This window comes from Rhizobium tropici CIAT 899, assembly GCF_000330885.1.
Lineage (GTDB): Bacteria > Pseudomonadota > Alphaproteobacteria > Rhizobiales > Rhizobiaceae > Rhizobium > Rhizobium tropici.
In genome coordinates this window covers 116,592-136,855 of sequence record NC_020060.1, presented here as the reverse complement: position 1 = coordinate 136,855, position 20,264 = coordinate 116,592, and the positions used below count along the sequence as shown (strand labels likewise).

18 protein-coding genes are annotated in these 20,264 nt (G+C 59.1%); 1 reads left to right on the top strand and 17 read right to left on the bottom strand.

The genetic code is table 11. The annotated features are described in order from the left end of the window. Window positions 1-231: 231 nt before the first annotated feature. The 7 genes from RTCIAT899_RS19275 to RTCIAT899_RS19245 form a co-directional block, all read right to left on the bottom strand. Window positions 232-1,494: an NAD(P)/FAD-dependent oxidoreductase gene (locus tag RTCIAT899_RS19275; protein ID WP_015341901.1), complete on the bottom strand. Its 1,263-nt coding sequence runs from the start codon at window positions 1,492-1,494 to the stop codon at window positions 232-234. A 75-nt stretch (window positions 1,495-1,569) separates the two neighbouring features. Continuing rightward, window positions 1,570-1,881 (bottom strand): putative quinol monooxygenase, encoded by a 312-nt coding sequence (locus tag RTCIAT899_RS19270; RefSeq protein WP_015341900.1) that lies wholly within the window; start codon window positions 1,879-1,881, stop codon window positions 1,570-1,572. A gap of 11 nt (window positions 1,882-1,892) precedes the next feature. Next, entirely contained in the window at window positions 1,893-2,993 is a 1,101-nt protein-coding gene (locus RTCIAT899_RS19265; protein ID WP_015341899.1) for an NAD(P)-dependent alcohol dehydrogenase, read from the bottom strand. Window positions 2,994-3,056: 63 nt separating this feature from the next. Next, window positions 3,057-4,055: an ABC transporter permease gene (locus RTCIAT899_RS19260; protein ID WP_015341898.1), complete on the bottom strand. Its 999-nt coding sequence runs from the start codon at window positions 4,053-4,055 to the stop codon at window positions 3,057-3,059. A 5-nt stretch (window positions 4,056-4,060) separates the two neighbouring features. Next, complete coding sequence (locus RTCIAT899_RS19255; RefSeq protein WP_004129665.1) at window positions 4,061-5,002, bottom strand: ABC transporter permease; 942 nt, start codon at window positions 5,000-5,002, stop codon at window positions 4,061-4,063. Window positions 5,003-5,011: 9 nt separating this feature from the next. Continuing rightward, on the bottom strand, window positions 5,012-6,538 hold the full coding sequence (locus RTCIAT899_RS19250; protein ID WP_015341897.1) for a sugar ABC transporter ATP-binding protein: 1,527 nt from the start codon (window positions 6,536-6,538) through the stop codon (window positions 5,012-5,014). 55 nt (window positions 6,539-6,593) lie between these two features. Then, window positions 6,594-7,682, bottom strand: coding sequence for an ABC transporter substrate-binding protein (locus RTCIAT899_RS19245; protein WP_004129668.1), 1,089 nt, complete (start codon window positions 7,680-7,682; stop codon window positions 6,594-6,596). A gap of 668 nt (window positions 7,683-8,350) precedes the next feature. On the opposite strand from RTCIAT899_RS19245, the gene RTCIAT899_RS19240 reads away from it, so the two are divergent. Beyond that, entirely contained in the window at window positions 8,351-9,457 is a 1,107-nt protein-coding gene (locus tag RTCIAT899_RS19240) for an NAD(P)-dependent alcohol dehydrogenase (RefSeq protein WP_015341896.1), read from the top strand. 766 nt (window positions 9,458-10,223) lie between these two features. Here the strand turns inward: RTCIAT899_RS19240 and RTCIAT899_RS19230 are convergent. From RTCIAT899_RS19230 to RTCIAT899_RS19185, 10 genes are all read right to left on the bottom strand, one after another. After that, window positions 10,224-11,711 (bottom strand): NAD-dependent succinate-semialdehyde dehydrogenase, encoded by a 1,488-nt coding sequence (locus tag RTCIAT899_RS19230; protein ID WP_015341893.1) that lies wholly within the window; start codon window positions 11,709-11,711, stop codon window positions 10,224-10,226. Between the two features lie 23 nt (window positions 11,712-11,734). Further along, window positions 11,735-12,754, bottom strand: coding sequence for an ABC transporter permease (locus RTCIAT899_RS19225; protein WP_004129685.1), 1,020 nt, complete (start codon window positions 12,752-12,754; stop codon window positions 11,735-11,737). A 12-nt stretch (window positions 12,755-12,766) separates the two neighbouring features. Next, a complete protein-coding gene (locus RTCIAT899_RS19220) occupies window positions 12,767-13,741 on the bottom strand; it encodes an ABC transporter permease (RefSeq protein ID WP_015341892.1) in 975 nt (324 codons plus the stop codon). Further along, entirely contained in the window at window positions 13,738-15,291 is a 1,554-nt protein-coding gene (locus tag RTCIAT899_RS19215) for a sugar ABC transporter ATP-binding protein (protein WP_015341891.1), read from the bottom strand. The genes RTCIAT899_RS19220 and RTCIAT899_RS19215 overlap by 4 nt, the downstream gene beginning before the upstream one ends. A 91-nt stretch (window positions 15,292-15,382) precedes the next feature. After that, window positions 15,383-16,549, bottom strand: coding sequence for an ABC transporter substrate-binding protein (locus tag RTCIAT899_RS19210; RefSeq protein WP_015341890.1), 1,167 nt, complete (start codon window positions 16,547-16,549; stop codon window positions 15,383-15,385). 25 nt (window positions 16,550-16,574) lie between these two features. After that, window positions 16,575-17,471, bottom strand: coding sequence for an alpha/beta fold hydrolase (locus tag RTCIAT899_RS19205; RefSeq protein WP_004129697.1), 897 nt, complete (start codon window positions 17,469-17,471; stop codon window positions 16,575-16,577). Then, a complete protein-coding gene (locus tag RTCIAT899_RS19200; RefSeq protein ID WP_004129699.1) occupies window positions 17,468-17,851 on the bottom strand; it encodes a hypothetical protein in 384 nt (127 codons plus the stop codon). Before RTCIAT899_RS19200 ends, RTCIAT899_RS19205 begins: the two co-directional genes overlap by 4 nt. A 79-nt stretch (window positions 17,852-17,930) precedes the next feature. Further along, on the bottom strand, window positions 17,931-18,260 hold the full coding sequence (locus RTCIAT899_RS19195; protein ID WP_007636579.1) for a carboxymuconolactone decarboxylase family protein: 330 nt from the start codon (window positions 18,258-18,260) through the stop codon (window positions 17,931-17,933). Window positions 18,261-18,450: 190 nt separating this feature from the next. After that, window positions 18,451-19,338 (bottom strand): NAD(P)-dependent oxidoreductase, encoded by an 888-nt coding sequence (locus RTCIAT899_RS19190; protein ID WP_015341889.1) that lies wholly within the window; start codon window positions 19,336-19,338, stop codon window positions 18,451-18,453. Window positions 19,339-19,426: 88 nt separating this feature from the next. Then, the gene (locus RTCIAT899_RS19185; RefSeq protein WP_015341888.1) at window positions 19,427-20,110 is read right to left on the bottom strand and encodes a GntR family transcriptional regulator; all 684 of its coding nucleotides are present in this window, start codon (window positions 20,108-20,110) and stop codon (window positions 19,427-19,429) included. Window positions 20,111-20,264 lie beyond the last annotated feature (154 nt).

The window sequence follows — 20,264 nt, the reverse complement described above, 5'->3', positions numbered from 1 at the left end:
CTGGTTGGCGCGCGCTATGTGAATCGCATCGGCCCCATCCTCTGCGATGAAATTCACGTAGCTTTGGGAGGCGCCCCGGTGCTTGAGTGAATCAAACGTCAGTCCGGCGATCCCGATCACACAAATGGGAACGACCAAAAGCAGCATTTTCGTTTTGATACTGATATGTGCCATGAACGAGATAATTGCCCACCCTTCTTCAATATGTGGTTCAGCGCTTTGCCCATGCTGCTAGACCTCCTCCTTCAGCGTCTCCTTCTGGGTAATAAGGCGCGCAGAGTGGTGGCCGGAGGCAAATGCCCAAAGCCAGCTCAGCGCAACCGCCATGCGGCTCCTTGTTCCGATCAAGAAGTAGATGTGAGCAAGGCCCCAGATCCACCAGGCGATGGAGCCCTTGAGCCGCAGCCTGCCGAAATCGATCACCGCGGAGCTTGGTCCAATGGTCGCAAGATTACCAAGATGCCTGTACTTGAAAGGAGGCGGCGCTGAGCGCTGCTTGAGGCGGGCCTTGATCACTTGGGCGACGTATTTTCCCTGCTGCTTTGCTGCGGGCGCGATACCAGGAACCAGCATTCCCTCGCCGGTCTTAACGCTAGCGGTATCGCCGACAACGAAGATGTCCGGGTGTTCGAAGACCGTAAGGTCGGGCTGCACGATAGCACGCCCCGCTCGATCCGTCTCCGCCCCCACCCACACGGCGGCCTTGGATGCCTGCACGCCCGCCGCCCATATGACCGTGCGGCTCGGGACAAACTCGTCCCCAATCGATATGCCTTCCTCGGTGCAGTCGGTCACGGGCCTTCCCGTGCGAACCTCGACGCCCATCGACGCAAGGGATCGCTCGGCGTATTGCGATAACGCCTCATGAAAAATAGGCAGAATACGCGGCCCTGCCTCTACAAGAAGAATGCGCGCCGAAGTCGTATCGATGTTTCTGAATTCCTCGACAAGCGTTCTTCGAGCCAGTTCGGCGATGATCCCGGCCATTTCGACGCCTGTCGGCCCGGCGCCGATTATCGAGAAGGTCAGCAGCCCCGCCCGCGCTTGGGGATCGGTTTCCAGCTCCGCTTTTTCGAACGCCAGGAGAAGGCGACGGCGGATCGTGGTGGCGTCTTCCAACGCCTTCAGTCCGGGCGCGAAGGGCTCCCATTCATCCCGGCCGAAATACGCGTGACGGGCCCCCGTTGCGAGAACAAGGGTATCGTAGGGAATGGCATGGCCGCCCTTGAGCGAGACGAGCCGCTTCTCGACATCGACGCCCACGACCTCGCCAAGAAGCGTCGTGACATCTTTCCTTCCACGAAATACTGCGCGAATGGGCCAGGCAATCTCGGAGGTCGCCAGGACGGTCGTGGCGACCTGATAGAGCAGCGGCTGGAACAGGTGATGATTGCGTCTGTCGATGATCGTGATCGAGAGGTTTGGACATTTGAGATCCTTGGCCAATTGGAGGCCGGCGAAACCACCTCCCACGATGACAACTCGATGCTCCATTTCGTCCTCCCGCGAGCCTTTGGAAAAAACCCGCCTCGGATCAAGCGCGTCTTTCGGTGTTGCACAATCGCAAGCTCAGTCGCTGATGCGACTGCTCACAATGATGGAAGGGGGGCTTACCAGCAACGGAAGCAACGGTTCGAGAACACGCTTGACGTTCGGAGATTCTCCGTGACGCGCGGCTGCCTCCTCGTTTGCCCAACCATCGAGAATGAAGAACGTATTCGGCTCGTCGGAGCGCTGGTAGAGATTGTAGTAGAGGCAGCCCTCTTCCTCGCGGGCAGGGCCGACAAACTCCTGGAGCAGTGTGTTGACACGGTCCCGGTTACGCGTCGATGTTTTAAACTCAACAATGAGATGCTGTTCGTCGGACTTGCTCGATGGCATGTGGGAAGCTCCTAATTGAAGACGATGACGGGCTTGATCACGCGGCCAGCTTCGGCATCGGCGATGGCCTCGTTGATTTTCTCGAACGGATACTTTGTGATCAGCTTCTGGAACGGGAATAGGCCGGCCTGGTTCAGCTCGACCAGTTGGGGAATGAAGAGCTGGGGGATCTGGTCTCCGAGAATGGCACCCTGAATTTTCCGGTTGAAGACCATGAGGTCCAGCGGGATTGGAATATCCTTGCCGAGCGCGTCGAGCCCCAGGAGGACGACATGGCCCCCTGCCCGCGTGCATTTGATCGTATTCAGGATGACGGGAATGATACCCACGGCATCGATCGCAAAATCGGCACCGCCGCCCGTCAAGGCGTGGATCTGCTCCACGACGTCTGGGTCCCTGCCGTTGATAGCATGGGTCGCGCCCAACGTCTTGGCCATCGCCAAACGCTGCTCGTTCAGGTCGATGATGATGATCTTGCTGCACCGCCGGACCTTGGCGGCCATCACCGCAGCCATGCCCACTGCTCCGGCGCCGAACACGGCAATGGTTTGTCCGATCTCCGGCTTCATGGCGTTGATGACGGTACCTGCCCCCGTTGCCATGCCGCAACCGAGCGGGGCCGCATTCGTCAGGTCGAAATCCTTGGGAAGCTGCGCGGCGTTGTTCTCAGTCGCCAGGATGTGGGTCGCGAAGGATGACTGGCCGACAAAGTTGCTGCCGATGCCGACTTCATCACAAAGCAAGGCCTTTTTGCCGTTCGGACGAAGCCCCGTCAGATTGTACTGGGTGTAGTTCTGGCAGTTCATCGGGTGAGAGCGCCGGCAATCGCCGCAGAAGCCACATGAACTCTGGCTGAGCGCAACGTGGTCGCCCACCCTTAAACCCTGGACGTCCGCCCCGATGGCTTCGACGATGCCAACACCTTCATGTCCCGGTATGACCGGGGCGGGAGGCCCAAAAATCCCATCACGGAGCAACAGGTCCGTATGGCAGATGCCCGTCGCGACCGTTCGCACAAGAATTTCATTGCCTTCGGGATCCGCCAGCTCAAGTTCACGAAACTCCAGCGGAGCTTTCGGTTTTACGGCCACAGCCGCCGTTATCTTCACCATGCTTTTCTCCTGCATTCTCCCCGCGTTGACACCGGGAATGACCTGTCTGGCATCCTGTGCGGGCTAGACGCGACCGACGCGTGCGCCGTAAATGATCGCCGCAAGAGCGATGATCCCGCCCTGGACGATAAGCTTGCCGGGCTCCTGGATGCCGAACACGGTCAACATCGCAAACAGGAAACTGAAGGCGACGACCGCCACGAAAGGCCCCGCGACGCCGCCGCGGTCGACGCCGAACGTCACCCCACCGAGAATCGTCGCGGCGAGAGCGTTCATGAAGGTGTCGAAGCCGGGCTTGATCGTTCCAACGGCCAGCGCAGACACCTGAACCAGGGCGGCGATGCCCGTCAGCGTGCCCGCCAGCGTATGCGAGACAAAAATCGTTCGAGCCAGAGGTATGCCTGTTATCTCCGCCGCCCTCGGATTGTCGCCGACAGCGCGGAAGTAGCGCCCGAGGATCAGGAAGCGGAACGCTAGTGCGACGACCACGGAAATCCCGATCCAGACGATAACGGAGTAAGACAGACCGTAGATGTTCCCGCTCGTCAGGACGCGAAGCCAGCTTGGTGTCGAACCCGGTGCACGGCCGGAACTCATGAACTGGACGATCCCGATGAGGATCGCCGATACGCTCAGCGTCGCGATGACCGCAGAGGCGCGGACATAGGCCACGAGGGCGCCGTTGATCAGACCGACGGCAAGGCCGATGACGATCGTCATCAGGACCGTGACGAAGGGCGGGTAACTGTTGAGGAGCCCGGAGCTGGAGAGATAGATCGAAAAAGCAAACACGCCACTGACCGAGAGATCAATCGAACGCACCCGCATGACAAGAGATTGCGCCAGCACCGCGATCCCGAGCGGCGCTGACTGTTTCAGGATCACGAACCAATAGTTCGGATTGATCAGCGTCGCACTTACCGCGGGGGCCAAAGCGATCAGGATTGCGAGCACGTAATATGCCGGGGGCAAGCCGAGCACCCAGGAAAGTGTGCGCTTGGCGGTGAGAGTGCGGGATGGCGTCTCAATTTTCGCATCTGCTGTGGTCATCGAGAGGTCCATCTCTTTCAAAGTCCGATCGTTTTGCGACGCTGCGAAACGACGAGTGCCAGCAGCAGAAGGCCCTTCACGACCGACTGGAGGAATGCCGAGACGTTGGCGAGGTTCATCACGTTGTTGACGATGCCGAGGATAGCCGCGCCGGCGACAGTGCCGAGGATGCTACCGATACCGCCAGCTAGGTGAACACCCCCGAGCGCTGCTGCGGTAACGGATTCAATTCCGAAGGTGGCACCCCCCTTGGGATCGCCTGAGGCAAGGCGGCCCGCGAGGAACATCCCGGCAGCACAAGCAAATAGCGCCGACAGGATGTAGGCTTTGATGACTGTGCGCTCGACCGGGACGCCATTCATGCGGGCATTGAAATCGTTACCCCCCGAAGCGAACAGGTAAAGGCCAAACGGCCTGCGATAAAGCATCCAGGCAGCAACGACGGTGGCGGCGATCAGCCAGAGCAGCGAGTTCGGCACGGGCCCGACCGAACCCGCGACTGACGCCGACAGCCAATCAGGCACCTTCCCGCCGGGGATCGGGAGAATGATAAGCGCCAGTCCCTGGCCGATCCCCATGGTTGCCAGGGTCATGATGATCGGGTGGACGTTAAGCCTGGCTACGCCGTATCCGTTGGCCAGTCCGAATGCGATCGCAACCGCAATGCAAAGCACGACACGGACAACCTCTGGCATGTCGAGTGTCATGATCGTGGTCGTCACGCTGATGATCGAACCAACGGAAACGTCCAGGCCGCCCGTCAGGATCACAAAGGTCTGGCCGAGCGCAGAAATGACAAGAACAGTAGATTGGGCCAGCAGGTTCGACAGATTCTCCGGCGCCAGAAATTCTGGAAGCAGGATGACCGAGGCGACCACCAGCACGAATAGCGTCCCGATCGACAGCCGGATCGCACCCGCCCGGTAAGGAGTCTTCAGGAAGTTTGCGATGGTATTCATGTATCCTCCTCAATGAACAGCGGCGCGCGGATCGTGCGCGAAGTTCGAACCTAGTGCGGTTCCCAGGATGGTTTCCTCTGTGGCATCGAGCGCGGGCATCTGCCCGACGATCTTTTTGTCGTGAACGACCAGGATGTTGTCACACAGCCCGATCAGTTCGGCGTGCTCGCGCGACGAGACGATCACTGCACCGCCACGATCGGCAAAATCGCGAAGCAGCTTGTAGATTTCCGCTTTCGCGCCGACATCGACGCCCCGTGTCGGCTCCTCGATGACAAGGATATCGACCCCCGAAAGCAGCCAGCGGCACAGAAGCACCTTTTGCTGGTTTCCGCCCGAAAGTTTGCCGACGGGCGAGGCGGGGTCGGCAGCCGCAACACGGAGCGACTTTATGACATCGTGAACCCTGGAGATGGAACGCCATGCAACGCTCGCCATGTTCCGGTTCAATTGCTTGCCAAGTGCGATGTTGTCGTAGATCGGAAGCCGAAGAAACAGGCCTTCCTGCTTGCGGTCTTCAGGAATGAAACCAATGCCCGCTGAGATGGCACTCGAAAAGCCTGAGGATACGTTCACATCGATCATGCTGTCGTCGCGGCGACGCTGGACGCTCGCAGCTGCGGCGGGTTCGACCCCGACGACCGCACGCATGATTTCACGCTGCCCCTGGCCCTCCAGCCCGGCGAGCCCGATGATCTCGCCCGTGCGTACGGAAAAACCGACTGGCGGGCCATGGTCATTGAGACGAAGCCCTGCCACGACGAGCATCGGCGATCCAATGGCCTGTGCCCTCGGCGGAAAGAAACTCTGAAGTTCGCGTCCAACCATGGTTGCCACGAGCGTTTGGAGATTAAAGTCTTCTGCCCTGGCTGTCTTTACCCAAGCCCCGTCCTTCATGACGGTGATGGTGTCGCACAGTTCGAACACCTCGTTCATCCGATGCGAGATGTAGACGACAGCCTTGTTTTGCGCCTTCAGATCGCGGATGACCTTGAAGAGATGAGCGACGTCCGTTGAGTTTAGTGCCGCGGTCGGTTCATCGAAAATGAAGACATCGGCATTGGATGTCAGGCCTTTGGCGATTTCCACTGCCTGCTGCTGGGCAACCGTCAGCGTTTCCACAATCGCCGTCGCGTCCAGTTGAGGGAAAACGTCGGCAAGCAGCTTGCGGGATCGCTCGACGACCTCGGCGGTGTCTATCGACCCATCGGCACGCCGCGGTTCGTGTCCAAGAAACATGTTTTCGGAGACCGTGAGATTGGGGATCAGGGTGAACTCCTGAAACACTGTCGACACCCCGGCGAGACGCGCTTCCTTGGGGGACCGGAAGGTCACCTCTTCTCCTCGCAGACGGATGCGTCCAGCGGTCTGTTGATAGACGCCGGCCAGAATTCGCATCAGCGTGGATTTTCCCGCCCCGTTCTCGCCCATCAACGCGTGGACGGAGCCGCGTTCAAGCGAAAATTGAACATTCGACAGGACTTTGGTCGCACCAAAGGACTTGTTGATGCTGACCATCTCGACAAGCATACTCATGAACACTTCCATCTGCGAGGGTGAAGAGGGCGCGCTTGTCCGCGCCCTCAATGCGTCAGGCCTTGAAGTACTCGAGGAGCTTCTCATTCGGCATTTCTGTCGGGGCCCAGTAAGCGTCCGTGAGATCGGAGCGGTAAAACTGTGCAAGATTTTCGTCGACGATCGGCTTGGGCCGGTTGGTCCAGTTGCGCTGGATCGGCTTGCCTTCGAGAAGCGCGAAGGACGCACGCAGGGCTGCCGTCGAAAGAGCCGGAGGGCAAATGGGCCCGATCGAAGAGAGCTTTTCATCATTCCAACGACGCATCCATCCGTTCAGGGCTTCTCCCGTGATCGGTGGAATGGTGGAAGCCCCGGCTTCCTGCAGCGCGTCCAGGACCCCGAGCGACATATTTGCGCCGTCAGTCCAGACCCCGGCGACATCGGGATCAGAGAGATAGAGGCTTTCGGCGATCTTCTTTGAGTCCTCGTAGGACCAGCTGCCGTGCTGGGTTGAGGTGATTTGGAGACCGGACTTGCTGAAGACTTCCATCGCCCCGGCGTAACGATCAGCATCGATCGGATGCCCGGCGACGCCGCGCAGCACCCACACTTTTCCCTTGTTGCCTAGTTTGTCGACCAGGAACTGAGCCATCACCCGACCGAAGTAGAAGTCGTCGCCCTGGACCTGCACCGTGAAATCCTCGGTGTCGACGCGACCGAGATAGACGACCGTCGGAATGCCGGCGGCCTTTGCCTTCCTGATGCCTTCCACGGCCGAGCCTGTTGTAAGCGGCGCAATGATGATTGCATCGACTTTTTGTGCGATCAGATCTTCGATGTCGGCGACCTGTTTTGAGGCGTTGAGGTCGGCGCTTCGGAATTGATAGTCTGCGACACGGGCCTTGTTCCTGCTAATCTCGTATTCGGCTTCGAACGCGGTCTGATAGGTGTGCGTTGAACCGGCCAGGCCATAGTGGCTGTGACCGATCTTCCAGGGACCTGCCTTGGCGAACTTACCAGCTTCGACGACGGGGTTTTCCCCTTCGGACGGCCAAGTGTCGGGCAGCAGGGCGATAGTATCGTCTGCCCGCAGGATGCCCGGTATTCCGAACGCGCCCGCTGCAATCAAGGCACTGCCCGTCTGCAGGAATGTACGTCTTTTCATCAGAATTCTCCTCCTCTTGCCACCCAACGCGGCCATTTTGTCTGCGACCTGGAGCGCCGTTATCTTCCAGCCATCGCCGAATTCTCCCCAAACGGCAGATCGCATCATTATGAATAAGCAGACAATCTGTCAATAAAGTATCTTGAATTTCGGATTTTCGACGTGTCGTCTGTGTTATCACGCTGATTTAGTTATTCTTTTATTGCGGCTCGGTTCGATATAGCAATAAGACAAAGCAACCGTCCTTCACCTCACCCCACGAGCGCGCAACAGGAAACAGAGGAGACCGCGCCTCGCCCGGCGAGGTTCATGAAAAGGAAGTTTGGCGCCATTATCGCTACCATTGCCCGGAAAATGAGGCTGCGAGGCGCAGGAAATACGGGCACTACCGTCAGCAGGAGCGTTCGATGAACGTCACGTCAGACTCAGTCAATCTGTCAAGCAAATTCCAGTTTTAAGACAGCCAACAATTCGGGCCAAGATCTAGATCGGCCGCATACCCTGAGGAAGCAATTGATATTACATCGCTTTGTTTCTTTACATGTCCGTGTAGCGCGTTGGCATTGGCCTCAGCAAGCATTTTCGTTCACTGAAGATAATTGACTGATTGTCTGCTAACGCCTACAAGTGTCACCCACCGGCCGAGCGCGCACTTAAGGAGTCATTTTATGAAAGAAGCATACGCTGCAATTTCGCGCGAAAAGGCAAAGCCTCTTGTTCTGGAGTGCATCGGGATCGATCAACCTCGCCCCGACGAAATCCTCGTCCGGATCGTGGCGAGCGGTGTCTGCCACACCGACATGGTTGTTCGCGACCAAGGATATGACGTACCGCAGCCCGTGGTTCTCGGCCATGAAGGCTCCGGCGTCGTGGAAGTGGTCGGGGCCGATGTAAAAGGGCTTTCGCCCGGTGACCACGTGGCTCTAAGCTACGCATATTGCGGGAAATGCGAAAAGTGCCGGGGAGGCACGCCTTATTATTGTGAAGACTTTTTCGGCAGAAATTTCCGTGGCACCCGGCCGGATGGCAGTTGCCCGCTACATGATTCACACGGTACCCAGATCAGCGGGTGCTTCTTCGAGCAGTCTTCTTTCGCCACCTACGCCATCGCCAGCGAGCGCAATGCGGTCAAGGTTTCCAAAGATGTTCCGCTCGAACTCATGGGACCGCTGGGCTGCGGGCTGCAAACGGGCGCCGGAGCGGTTCTCAACTGCCTCAAGCCCCAACCGGGATCTTCCATTGCAGTGTTCGGCGCGGGTGCGGTCGGCATGGCAGCCGTAATGGCGGCGAAGATCGCCGGATGCTCGACCATCATCGTGATCGACCTTAACGATGAACGTCTCGAACTGGCGATTGAACTGGGTGCAACCCACATCATAAACGCCCGCAATGGGGATAGCGTCAAGGCAATCAGGGAAATCATTCCCGAAGGCGCAGACTTCAGTCTCGAATGCACGAGCTCGCCGAAGGTGTTTCGCCAAGCGGTCGATTGCCTCGGCACCCCAGGAACCTGTGGACTGGTCGGATCGTCCGCGCTCGGAACGGAAGGGATCGTCGATATCGGCAACTTTCTGTTCGGCCGTACGCTCGTCGGTGTGGTCGAAGGCCAGAGCATTCCCTCCAAATTCATACCCCAGCTCATCGAATACTGGCAGCAGGGACGGTTCCCGTTCGACAAGCTCGTCCAGTTCTACGATCTCAACAAGATCAACGAGGCAATGGCCGATTCCGAGAGCGGCAAGGTCATCAAGCCAATCCTGCGCATGAAGCACTAAGCTCTCGTCACGAACATTGTCCAGAAGTCAGCCTCCCAAGGCAACGTCCGGCGGGGCCGTGGTCGTCACGGTCTCGCCCGGACACTCTGGAACGCAGGTGTGAGGCGCAACACCGTTTCATCATTGCAACGCGACCAAGTCGCGGTAACGATAGTGGGCTCTTCCAGGTCAAAATATTAGTCTGCGACCGCGCAATTTCTCGGCGATCTGTGACCGCCGCATCAGGGCCTTGCGGCAGTTGACGGCCGCAAGCCATTGCAGAATCTGCAAATGTGAAGTGAGGTTCAACTGATGCTGCCCTTGAGTCATAAGAGCACTGGGGCCGGCAGGCACGAGCGTCCCGACACGTGCGCCTTGCGTCAAGGTGCCACCAGGAAAATGCCAGACAACCGGTGATGATCTTGCCAGCGAGTGGCCGGTGGCGCGCTGTCCTCGTCCCGTCGAAAAATACCTACGAAACTATCGAGATGGGTCATCAGACGTTGCGTCAACGCGAGCCTTAAGCAGACAGACCCAGCACAAAGGTGAGTCTAGCGCCTGCCTCTCTCCGCACGTTCCGACGTTCCATTGCCGTTCTGCCCTCCACGTTCGCCTGGGCAGCGTGATCGGCCGGGTCCTGCTCGCGGTCGACCGCCTCTTTTTGAAGGCTGTCGGCGCGGTCTTGACCAAGAGTTTCCCCGCCTACTGCAGAATGTGTCATCGGGCCTCCATGACCAGCTCAAACATTGCGGGTGGCGAGCCTTAAGACGCGCCACCAACCGTTGGACTACGACTGTATGCCGCCCATGCAGACGTATTTCATCGAAAGGAAGTCATCCATGCCGTATTTTGAGCCCTCGCGGCCGAACCCCGACTGCTTGACGCCGCCGAACGGTGCGACCTCCGTCGAGATCAGGCCGGTGTTGACGCCGACCATCCCGTACTCCAGGGCCTCCGTAACCTTCCAGACATTTCGAAGGTCGTTGGCGTAGAAGTAGGCAGCGAGACCGAACTCGGTGTCGTTGGCCAGTTCAATGACCTCGTCTGTCGTTTCGAACCTGAAGACCGGGGCGAGCGGCGCAAAGGTCTCCTCTCGTGCGACCTTCATTTCCTTTGTGGCTTCCGAGAGAAGCGTCGGCTGGACGAAGGTGCCACCACGCTCGTCCCTTGCGCCGCCGACAACGACCTTCGCACCCTTACCGACAGCGTCATCGATGTGGCTGTAGAGCTTCGCTACTGCATCCTCGTTGATCAGCGGACCGATGGTGGCTCCATCCTCGAACCCGTCAAGGACCTTGAGCGCGGAAACCCGCGCCGCCAGTTTTTCAATGAAGCGGTCGTAAACCCCGCTCTGGACGTAGAGACGGTTGGCGCAAACGCAGGTCTGGCCGGCATTGCGGAACTTGGACAGCATCGCTCCTTCCACGGCCTCGTCGAGGTCGGCATCGTCGAAGACGATGAAGGGAGCGTTGCCGCCGAGTTCGAGGCTGAGCTTCATGATCTTTTGTGCGCCCTGCGCCATCAGGATGCGCCCGACCTCGGTAGACCCTGTGAAGGTCAGCTTCTTGACGACGGGGTTCGAGCAGACTTCTTCACCGAACATCCGGGCGTTGTCTGTCGGCAGGACGCTGAACAGGCCGCCGGGTATTCCCGCACGCTCAGCGAGGATGGCAAGAGCAAGGGCCGACAATGGGGTTTCGGCGGCCGGCTTGAAGATGATGGCGCAGCCGGATGCCAGCGCCGGGGCGATCTTGCGGCAGACCATGGCGGAAGGAAAGTTCCAGGGCGCGATGGCCGCCACCACGCCGACGGGCTGTTTGATGACTATTAGGCGCTTGTCGGCCTGATGCCCCGGAATGGTGTCCCCGTAAACACGCTTGGCTTCTTCCCCGAACCATTCAATGTAGGAAGCGCCGTAGGCGATCTCGCCGCGTGCCTCGGCCAGAGGCTTGCCCATCTCGGACGTCAGGATGATCGCGAGGTCCTCGGTGTTGGCCGTGACGAGGTCGAAGAACTTCCGCATGACGCCGGCACGTTCCTTGCCCGATCGTGCGGCCCACTTTTTCTGGGCGAGTTTGGCGACGTCGATGGCTTCGCGGACGTCCTGGAGTCCTGCGCTCGGGAGGCTCGCAATCACGTCCCCAGTCGAGGGATTGTGGACCTGGATCGTCTTGCCGCTCGCGCCCTCTTTTCGCCAGTCGCCTCCTACCAGCATTTCCTCGCGTACCAGGGAGGGGTCTTTCAGGCGATCCAGTAGAGCGGTGGAGATAGCCATTGATATTCCTTTCGATGCAACGTTCAAATTTGATTACGGATGTGTGGTGAGCGGGCGTAGATCGCGACCATGGGGACGATCAGCAGCCCTACGACGGCCTGTTGTGCCGGGAAACTGAGCCCCAGGCCGACGAGAAGCGAGGTCAGGACAGTAAGCACGAGGACGCCGAGGACCGTCGCTCCATACCCGCCGGCACCACCTAGAAGAGATGTTCCGCCGATAACGACCGCCGCCACGGTGGTGAACAGATAGGGATCACCGACCCCGACGAAACCGCCGCCGGAGAAACCGAGGAGCAGCATTCCGGTGAGTGCCGACATCGCCCCGCTGACGCTGTGGATCACTGTCCAGATCTTGAATTCCGAGATTCCGAGGCGGGCGGCGGCCGTGCGGCTCCCGCCAACAGCATAGAGGCTCCGGCCAAACCAGGTGTTGTGCATTATCCAGCCCAGGGCGACGGCGATGAAAGCCCATATGACGATAACCGGTGGAAACGGCAGACCGAAGAACTTGCCGTTGAACGCCGAAAGGTTGCGAAGCCATCCGGGGACGGGCGCAAAGACGGTACCGCCGAACTGCGATCCGAGCGAGGTGTAGATCTGGACCGCCCCGACGGCCGCGAAACCCAGGCCGAGCGACATGATCAGCGCCTGACCCTGCAGCCGGAAGCTGAGGGCGCCGTTGCAAGCCCCGACCAAAGTGCCAAGGACGAGCACGACGATCATGGCGACGGGCGCCGGAAGACCCGCCACCATGAGGCTTGGAAGCAGGATATTGGCGCCACCGATGATGTATGGGATGGAAAGATCCAGCGCTCCAACGAGCGCGCAGAGCGTCTGCCCGACAGACGCCAGCCCCAGGAAGGCGGCGAGCAGGAGGATCGATCGCGCGTTCTGCGGCGACACGAAGCCCGGCACGAGCAGCGCTCCAAGAATGAGCAGACATGCAAGGAGACAAAAGCCGATCGAAATACTCTTGTGCTTGCGCAAAGGGCTGGCGCCACGGGCCGCGCCGATTTCTGTGTTCAAGACAGTGGAGATCATTTCCTTACTCCCTCACGCGACAGTGCGGCGGCTGATGACGAAGACGTTCACGAGAAGTGATCCAACGAGGATCAGGCCAAAGGCCATTTGCGTAACGAAGCCCGAAACCGTACCGAAGTTGAAAGTGGACAGAAGATACGAGATGAGGAACATGTTGATCGCGCCGAGCGTCGAGCCGAGCGCACCGCCGCGCCCCCCGGAGAGACTGGCGCCGCCAAGGACCAGCGCCGTGACCGCTTGCAGCGTGTAGGTGCTGCCCTGGGTCGGGTCGCCGGATGAGATCAGCGCGGTGTAGCTCAATGCGGCGAGCCCAGCAAAAACGCCGCCGACCATATGGGCGATGATGCGCACGACGTCGACCTGCACACCGCTGGTATAGGCCATCCGCTCGTCAGCGCCTGTCATCCGCAGGTTGCGGTAAAACATCGTGCCCCTCAGGACGCCCCAGATTGCGAAAGCGCCGAGCAGAAGCAACAGGACAGGCGAAAATACGCTCGTTCCCGCGCCCCAGCTTAGCATCCAGTCTGGAGCGACACCGCCGGGACGCGACATGACCATCAGGTTGACGCCCGACAGAACGAGGAAACCGGAGAGCGTGACGATGATGGGCGCGACGCGCACGTAGATGATCACGAGCGCTTGCACCAACTGGAACGCCGCTCCCAATCCCACCGCCCAGGCAATGATGGCCACAGGGTGCGTGATGCCGTTGCCGACCAGCCACGTAATGAGCGTGACGTTGACGAAGCCCATCAGCGGTCCGACGGAAAGGTCCACGGCTCCGCGGCCCGCCATGACGATCGGTGTTATCGCGAGCGCGGTGAGGATCAGCGGCGTTGCAACCAGAATGGCTCCGGCCAGACCATTGTTCGTGAACAGACCTTGGCCACGGAAGGCGACGGCGCAAAGGAGGACAAGGAAAAGCCCGGCCGGAACGTACAGCGAGCGGTCCTGCGTGACTTGACGGAAAGCGGTTGCAGACATCATGCGGTCCTTTCCAGATCGAAATCAACGGAAGCGTCCCGGGCTTTCCCGAACATAGCGGCGAGGATTGGTGCCTCGGCGATTTCCTCGCCGGTCAGGGATCGAAACAACGTTCCCCCGAAGAACACGTCGACGCGATCGGCAAACCCGATGAACTCCTCGATCTCAGTCGACAGGTAGATGACACTGCCGCCTTTTTCAGCAAACAGGCGGAGTTCGCGGTAGAGGTCGCGCTTGGTGCCGAGATCGACGCCGCGGGCGGGGTCATTCAGGAGGATGACTTGGGGATCGTTTGCGAAGGCGCGCCCGATGAGCACCTTCTGTTGGTTGCCACCCGACAGTGAGGTGATCCTGTTCGACGGGCTGCCGATCTTGATGCGCAGACGATCCACTTCGCGCTTGAACATCGGTTTCAGCGTGGGCTTGCGGATCACACCCAGGGGGCCGAGCTTCTTCCTGTAGACACCGATGGCGAGGTTTTCGAAGATGCTTTGTTGCGGGAAAATACCCTCGCGCTTGCGGTCCCCGGAGACGTAGGAAACACCGAGGTTTGCAGCATCGTCGAGCGATCGCAGCGGGACCATCTTGTCCGTATCCACCGAGCGGACCTTCACCTCGCCACCGAACGGCTGGATGATGCCGGCCAAGGCGCGGATAAAAGCGTCCTGCCCCTGCCCATCAAGCCCGGCCACGCCGACGATGCTCCCCTTGGGAAGGTCGAAATCGAACAGGCGCGCCGACCGGTGCGCGGCGAGACCAGTCGCAGTTAGTATTAGAGGGGCCGAGAGCGCCTTCTTTCGGGAGGCGTATTCTGTCGCATCGCTGGCGCGCCGATCTGCCGGCGTCATCATGGACAGCAGGTTTTCCTCGGTGATCTCGTCCTTTCCGAGCGTACCGACAGTTATCCCATCACGCAGGATCGTCGCACGGTCGGCGATACGCACGAGTTCCGCGATCCGGTGGGTGACGATGAGGATCGTCGCGCCCTCGGCACGAAGGCGGTCGATTTCCGCATGGAGCCGGAGGGTCGAGTCGAGGTCGAGCGCGGCCGAAGATTCGTCGAGAATCAGCACCTGCGGCTTGCGAAGGATAGCCCGGGCGATGACGATCCACTGTTTGATGCTGAGTGGGAGGCTGCCTGCCAGTTGATCGAGGTCTACGGATTTTCCGACGAGCCGCGCCACGATTTCAGCCGCTTCTGTCCGCCGATCGCCGGTCGACTGCGAACGAAAGACACCGTCACGACCGACATAGAGGTTCTCGAACACGCTGGCCTCGTCGGCAACCAGTACTTCCTGGAAGATGGTGGTCAGGCCGACCCGCTTGGCGTCGACGGGCGAGGCAACCTTTTCACCCAGGATCGTGACTTTGCCAGCGTCCGGGTGCAAAACGCCCGACATGATCTTGGCCATCGTGCTCTTGCCGCTGCCGTTCTCGCCGACAATGGCGTGCACCTCTCCGGCGCGGGCCTCGAAGTCGCACTTCTTGAGTGCCCTCGTCTCCCCGAACGCCTTGGCGACATCTATCATTCTGACTGTTATCTCGCTGCCCATCGCAGACCTCCCACCCCGCAACGTCCGCCAAGGCGGCTTTTACGATCATCCAAGGTCCCGCCCGGCGGTTAAGCCACCGGGCGGATCCGGCTTACTGGGCTACCGGCTTCCAGGGATCGGCAGGACGCTCGAAGTACTGGTCGGCAATCGCACTTGGGAACCATCCGTCCGCCTTAGGTTCGACGAAATCAGTCGAGTTCAAATCGCAATCCTCGGGGATCGCAGCGCGAACGTCATCGATTGTGAACGGCAGGACTGGGCGCAGGAAGGACTGCACCTTTGGCCCCTGCCCTTCGAGCGTGCGAAGCATGATCTCCCACATCTGCTGCATCTCGCGGCGCGGCGGCCAGATATGGAAGCCGGCATCGATCCATTCCGGATTCTTGCGCCAGTAACATGCCGCCGAAGCCTCGCCGCCTAGCGTAATAGGCACCATGTCGCGGCCCGACTGGAGCATGGCGTTCAACACGCCGTTCTCCTGCGCGCCCTGTGTCAGAATACCGTCAATCTGGATGGGGTTCGTCGCCAAAAATTTCTGCACCTCGACCTGTGCTACCTGGTCGGTCCACTTGCCAGCCACTTCGCCGACAATCTTGATGTCGGGATACTTTGCCAGCGCGTCTTTGGCGGCCTTGTCGAAGCTGTCGGATGAGGCGAAGCCAGGGATGCCCGACACGAGAAGCACGTTGCCTTTCTTGCCGATCTTGTCTGCGAGCCAGATCGCCATCTCGCCGCCGCCCTGCGCGTGATTGGCAGCGCCGTTGATCGCGTAAGGCGACGTCACGTATCCCGAAAACGAGAAGACAGGAACGCCTGCCTTATAGGCGTACTCGATCGTCTGATTGAGAGCGGTGACGTTCGAGCAGCAGATGATGATGGCATCAACACCATCATCAACCATCTGGCGCATCTGCTGAATCTGGACGGCGTCCTTGAGGTCGGACTGAGTGACCACGACTTCAGATACGAGCCCCGCTTTTTTGGAGCGCGGCAAGAGGTCATTCATGACGGCATCGAGGGCCGCTGCGCGCCACGTATTGCCGGCATAGCTACTGGCGTAGCCGATCTTCCAAGGCGGTCCCTTCTTCGGTTTGAAGTCCTTGTAGGCACTCGCTCCGAGCGGAACCTGCGGGTCGACGACCTCGTAGATTTTCTTCTCGTTGGCGGGGAGCTGGTCGACGCCGTCAGCCCAGGCCGTGGTCGTCAGGGCGCTGACCGCGATCAGCGCCCCCATGGTTCCGGTTAAACTCCGTCTCATTGGATGCTCCTCCCAAGAGATTGTTTCAGGCGACTTTCGCCCTGGTTGCGGATGCCTGCCGGATTTCCTCGAGGATCGGCAGCAGGTATTTTCTGAACTCGGTGTAGTCTTCGGTGACCGGGAAATGACCGAGCTTCTCCATCGTCCAGAACTTGCTGCCCTTGACGAGATCGGCGGCGATCTTGGTGTCGGCCGGGGAGGTATTCGGATCGTATTCGCCCGTCAGGAAGTACAGCATGCACTTCGACGTATCGATCTTGCTCGCCTCTTCGGGTGAGACATTGTGGTCGTAGTAGTAGTAATAGAGGTCACCTGCGAAGACGCCCGGACCGCCGCAGCTATATTCCCACTGGATTTCGCGGACATTGGCTTCTGGTGAGTAGGGCGAGATATTGAGCATCATGGCCGCGCCGATGGAGGTGCGGTTCACGTTTGGGTTGTCGAATTCTTTCCTAATGCCTGCCATGCCGACATCGACATATTCGGCAGCCGAGCGCAGTGCCCCTTCGACGGAGATAGTAGCACGGAAGTTGTCGGGGTAATTCGACGCCAGATCGATAGCAAGATGTCCGCCCATCGAGCTACCCATATAAACGGGGCGGTCCAGACCAAGAGCTTTAGAGAGTTCCAGTTGGAAATCCATCATGAACTTCTTGGTCATGTTGTACTCTTTCTCCCACCAGCGAACGCCGTGTGGAGGAAGAGACTTCCCGTGATAGGGCAAGTCGAACGCGATAACGCGGAAGTTCTTGGTCACGTCTTCGTCGCAGAGCGTGTGGCGGTACTGGCGGCCGTCGGAGCCCGCCGTGTGACCGACAAGCAAGGGAATGCCCTCTCCGGCTTCCTCGTAATAGACGCGATATTCGATGCCTTCGATCGTCAGGTAGACGTAACGGCCCGTGATTGGATCATGCCTGGTCATGCTGCTACTCCTTCCGGGCGGGCTTCGCGCATCAGGTTCGTCATGCGATTGAGCGCAGGGAGATACGCGAAGGTTTCGTTATTGTTGCTAAGGAACAGACCGTGTTTGATGTTTGACGACTGCAGGCACTGATAAAACGGCCGCGGCTTCTTCTGGAGAAGCGCGTCCCACTGTTCACCCGTGCCCCGGATGACGATCTTGCACTTCTCGTCGTCGTAGGCGGCTTCTTCGACCTTCACCATCTTGCCGTCTTCGAAGTGGAGTGCGACGCTGCGGCTCGGAAAATCGCATTTGATAATGCCGTTGAGATAACGGGTTTCGCGCTTGAACTCGAAGTCCTCCAGCGCCAGTTTTTTGAACTTCTCGAGATCGATGGCCAAGTTCGGCTCCTCCCTGGTTAAAACGGCGCGGCCGATCCACGCCTTTCAAAATTTTCCGCCACGCCCAGCGGCGGCGGCTTCAGATGCCCATTTCGTTGAAGACCTCCTGGGCGTTTCGGAAGCTGTCGATGCCCGCCGGTACGCCGGCGTAGATCGCGACCTGCAGGAAAATCTCCTGGATTTCCTCCTTGGTGAGGCCGTTGTTGATCGCGCCGCGCACGTGGCCCTTGAGCTCATGCGGACGATTGAGGACAGAGATCATGCCAAGGTTCAGAATGGACCGCGCGCGCCTGTCGAGGCCTGGTCGATTCCAGATCTCGTTCCAGCAATACTCAGTGACGAGCTGCTGCATAGGCCAGGTGAAGTCGGTCGCCTTACCGAGTGCTGCGTCGACATAGGCATCGCCCATGACTTCACGACGCGTCGCCAGCCCTTGAGCGAACTGTTTCGAAGGGACAGGCCGCTCCTTGCCGTGTGTTTTCACTTTCGTTTCTTTCGTGGCGGTCATTCGACAACGCTCCTAGCTTTACTGTCTACGACAAGATCAACTGATTATCAGACAATCTGTCTGTTTAGCCCGAATTCGCGAGTTTCCGAGGCTAATTGTGATCTTCGATGTATCGGATGATGCGGGTGTGGTCCTCGGATGGGCCTAGCGCCTTCTGTGCAGCATCCCAGGCGTCTGCCGTGCTGGCGAGAGCATCAAGGCGAAGACCAAGCGTCTTGGCGAGATCGGCGGCGATGCGGATATCCTTGGCCATCAGGCCAATGGCAAATCCCGACCCGAACGTCTCAGAGAGGATGAACTGCTTCATCTTCACTTCGGTGGCGTTGTTCTTTCCAGACGACGAGTTGAGAATATCGACGATCGTTGCCGGCTCCAGGCCGAAGGCGCGTCCAAGAAGGACACCCTCGATCGCCGCCAGCACACCTGCACCGGATACGAAGTTGTTAATCGCTTTCATCGCGTGACCCGAGCCAACTGGCCCCGTCCGGAACACCTGTTGTCCCACTGCCTTCAGCAGCGGCTCGGCCTCCTCGATATCAGCATCCTCCCCACCGGCCATGATTGTCAAGGTGCCAGAAACGGCGCGCTTGACGCCTCCGGAGACCGGGGCGTCAACCAGCCGAAGGCCACGAGAAGCAAGTTCGAGACCGAGTTCCCTTGTGTCGTTTGGAGCAGACGAACTCATGTCTATGACGACGGCATTCTGCTTCAGGCCGCCACAGGCGTTTTCGCCCAGCAGCGCCTCGCGCACGATCTTGCCGTTCGGAAGCATGGTGATCACGAAACTGGCCCCGACCATGGCGTCAGAAATCGTTTCGGCGGCTCGCCCGCCCGCATCAGCGAGCTTTATCTTGGCGTCTTTCGAGAGGTCGAAACCGACGACATCGAAGCCCGCCGAAATGAGATGTTGAGCCATAGGCTGGCCCATCGCGCCCAGCCCTATAAAGGCCACGCGCGTTGCGTTGAGTGTCGATGACATTTTTTCCTCCGGACGCGTGCGAGCAATGAAACCCGCCTTCCTTCAGAGAGGATTAAAAAGATTATCAGACAATCTGTCAATCAAAATTTTAAGTTTCTGGCGCTGCGTTCTTCCGGAGGTATTCAAGTGCGACCTTGGCAGCCTGGTCGATATGGAATTTGCAGGCCGCCGCCGCCAACGGCCCGTTGCGATTCTGGATTGCGTTCGCAATATCCCTAATTTCGGCAATGCTATGCGCAAGCCGTCCCGGTTGCGTCATGGTTGTCATTCGAAGGAGATTTATCCGATTATGCAGAGCTGTCAGCATTTGCCTTACGAACACGTTTTTGCTGCCGTCCATCAAACAGTTGTAAAACGCGTTTTTCGCATCTATGAGGCGCGCACCGACGCCACTTTCGGCAGCGGCTTCGAATTCGACCACCGCGGCTAGAAGTGTCGCTATGTCGGCGGCAGTGCCATGTTCAGCGAACTGCTGGCCCGCGAATCCTTCAAGAAGAGCCCGAACGGTATAGAGTTGCTGCGCTTCCTCGTAGGTGATCGTACTGACGACCGGTCCCTTATGGGGATAGCTTGTGATAATGCCTTCAGCTTCGAGCTGTCGCATTGCCTCGCGAACCGAGGTCCTGCCGACGCCCAGCATTTCGCAAAGTTCTCGCTCTACCAGTCGCTGGCCGGGCTTAAATCGCCCACTGGCTATCGCCTGACGTAGAGTCTCCTCAACTTTTACGCGCAACGTCGCACTTTGTCTGGATATCTGTAGGTCCGTCTGCATCGCCCGCCAACACCTGTAATCGGCTCACGCCGCGCTAAATCATTCTCTACATATGGAGGCATTCGCTCTTAATATCAATCCAGATTGTCTGAGAGCTGCCAGCCTCAATTGATCTCTTCGCGACAGCTTTGCCTGCTCGTCGTGTCTGACAGCC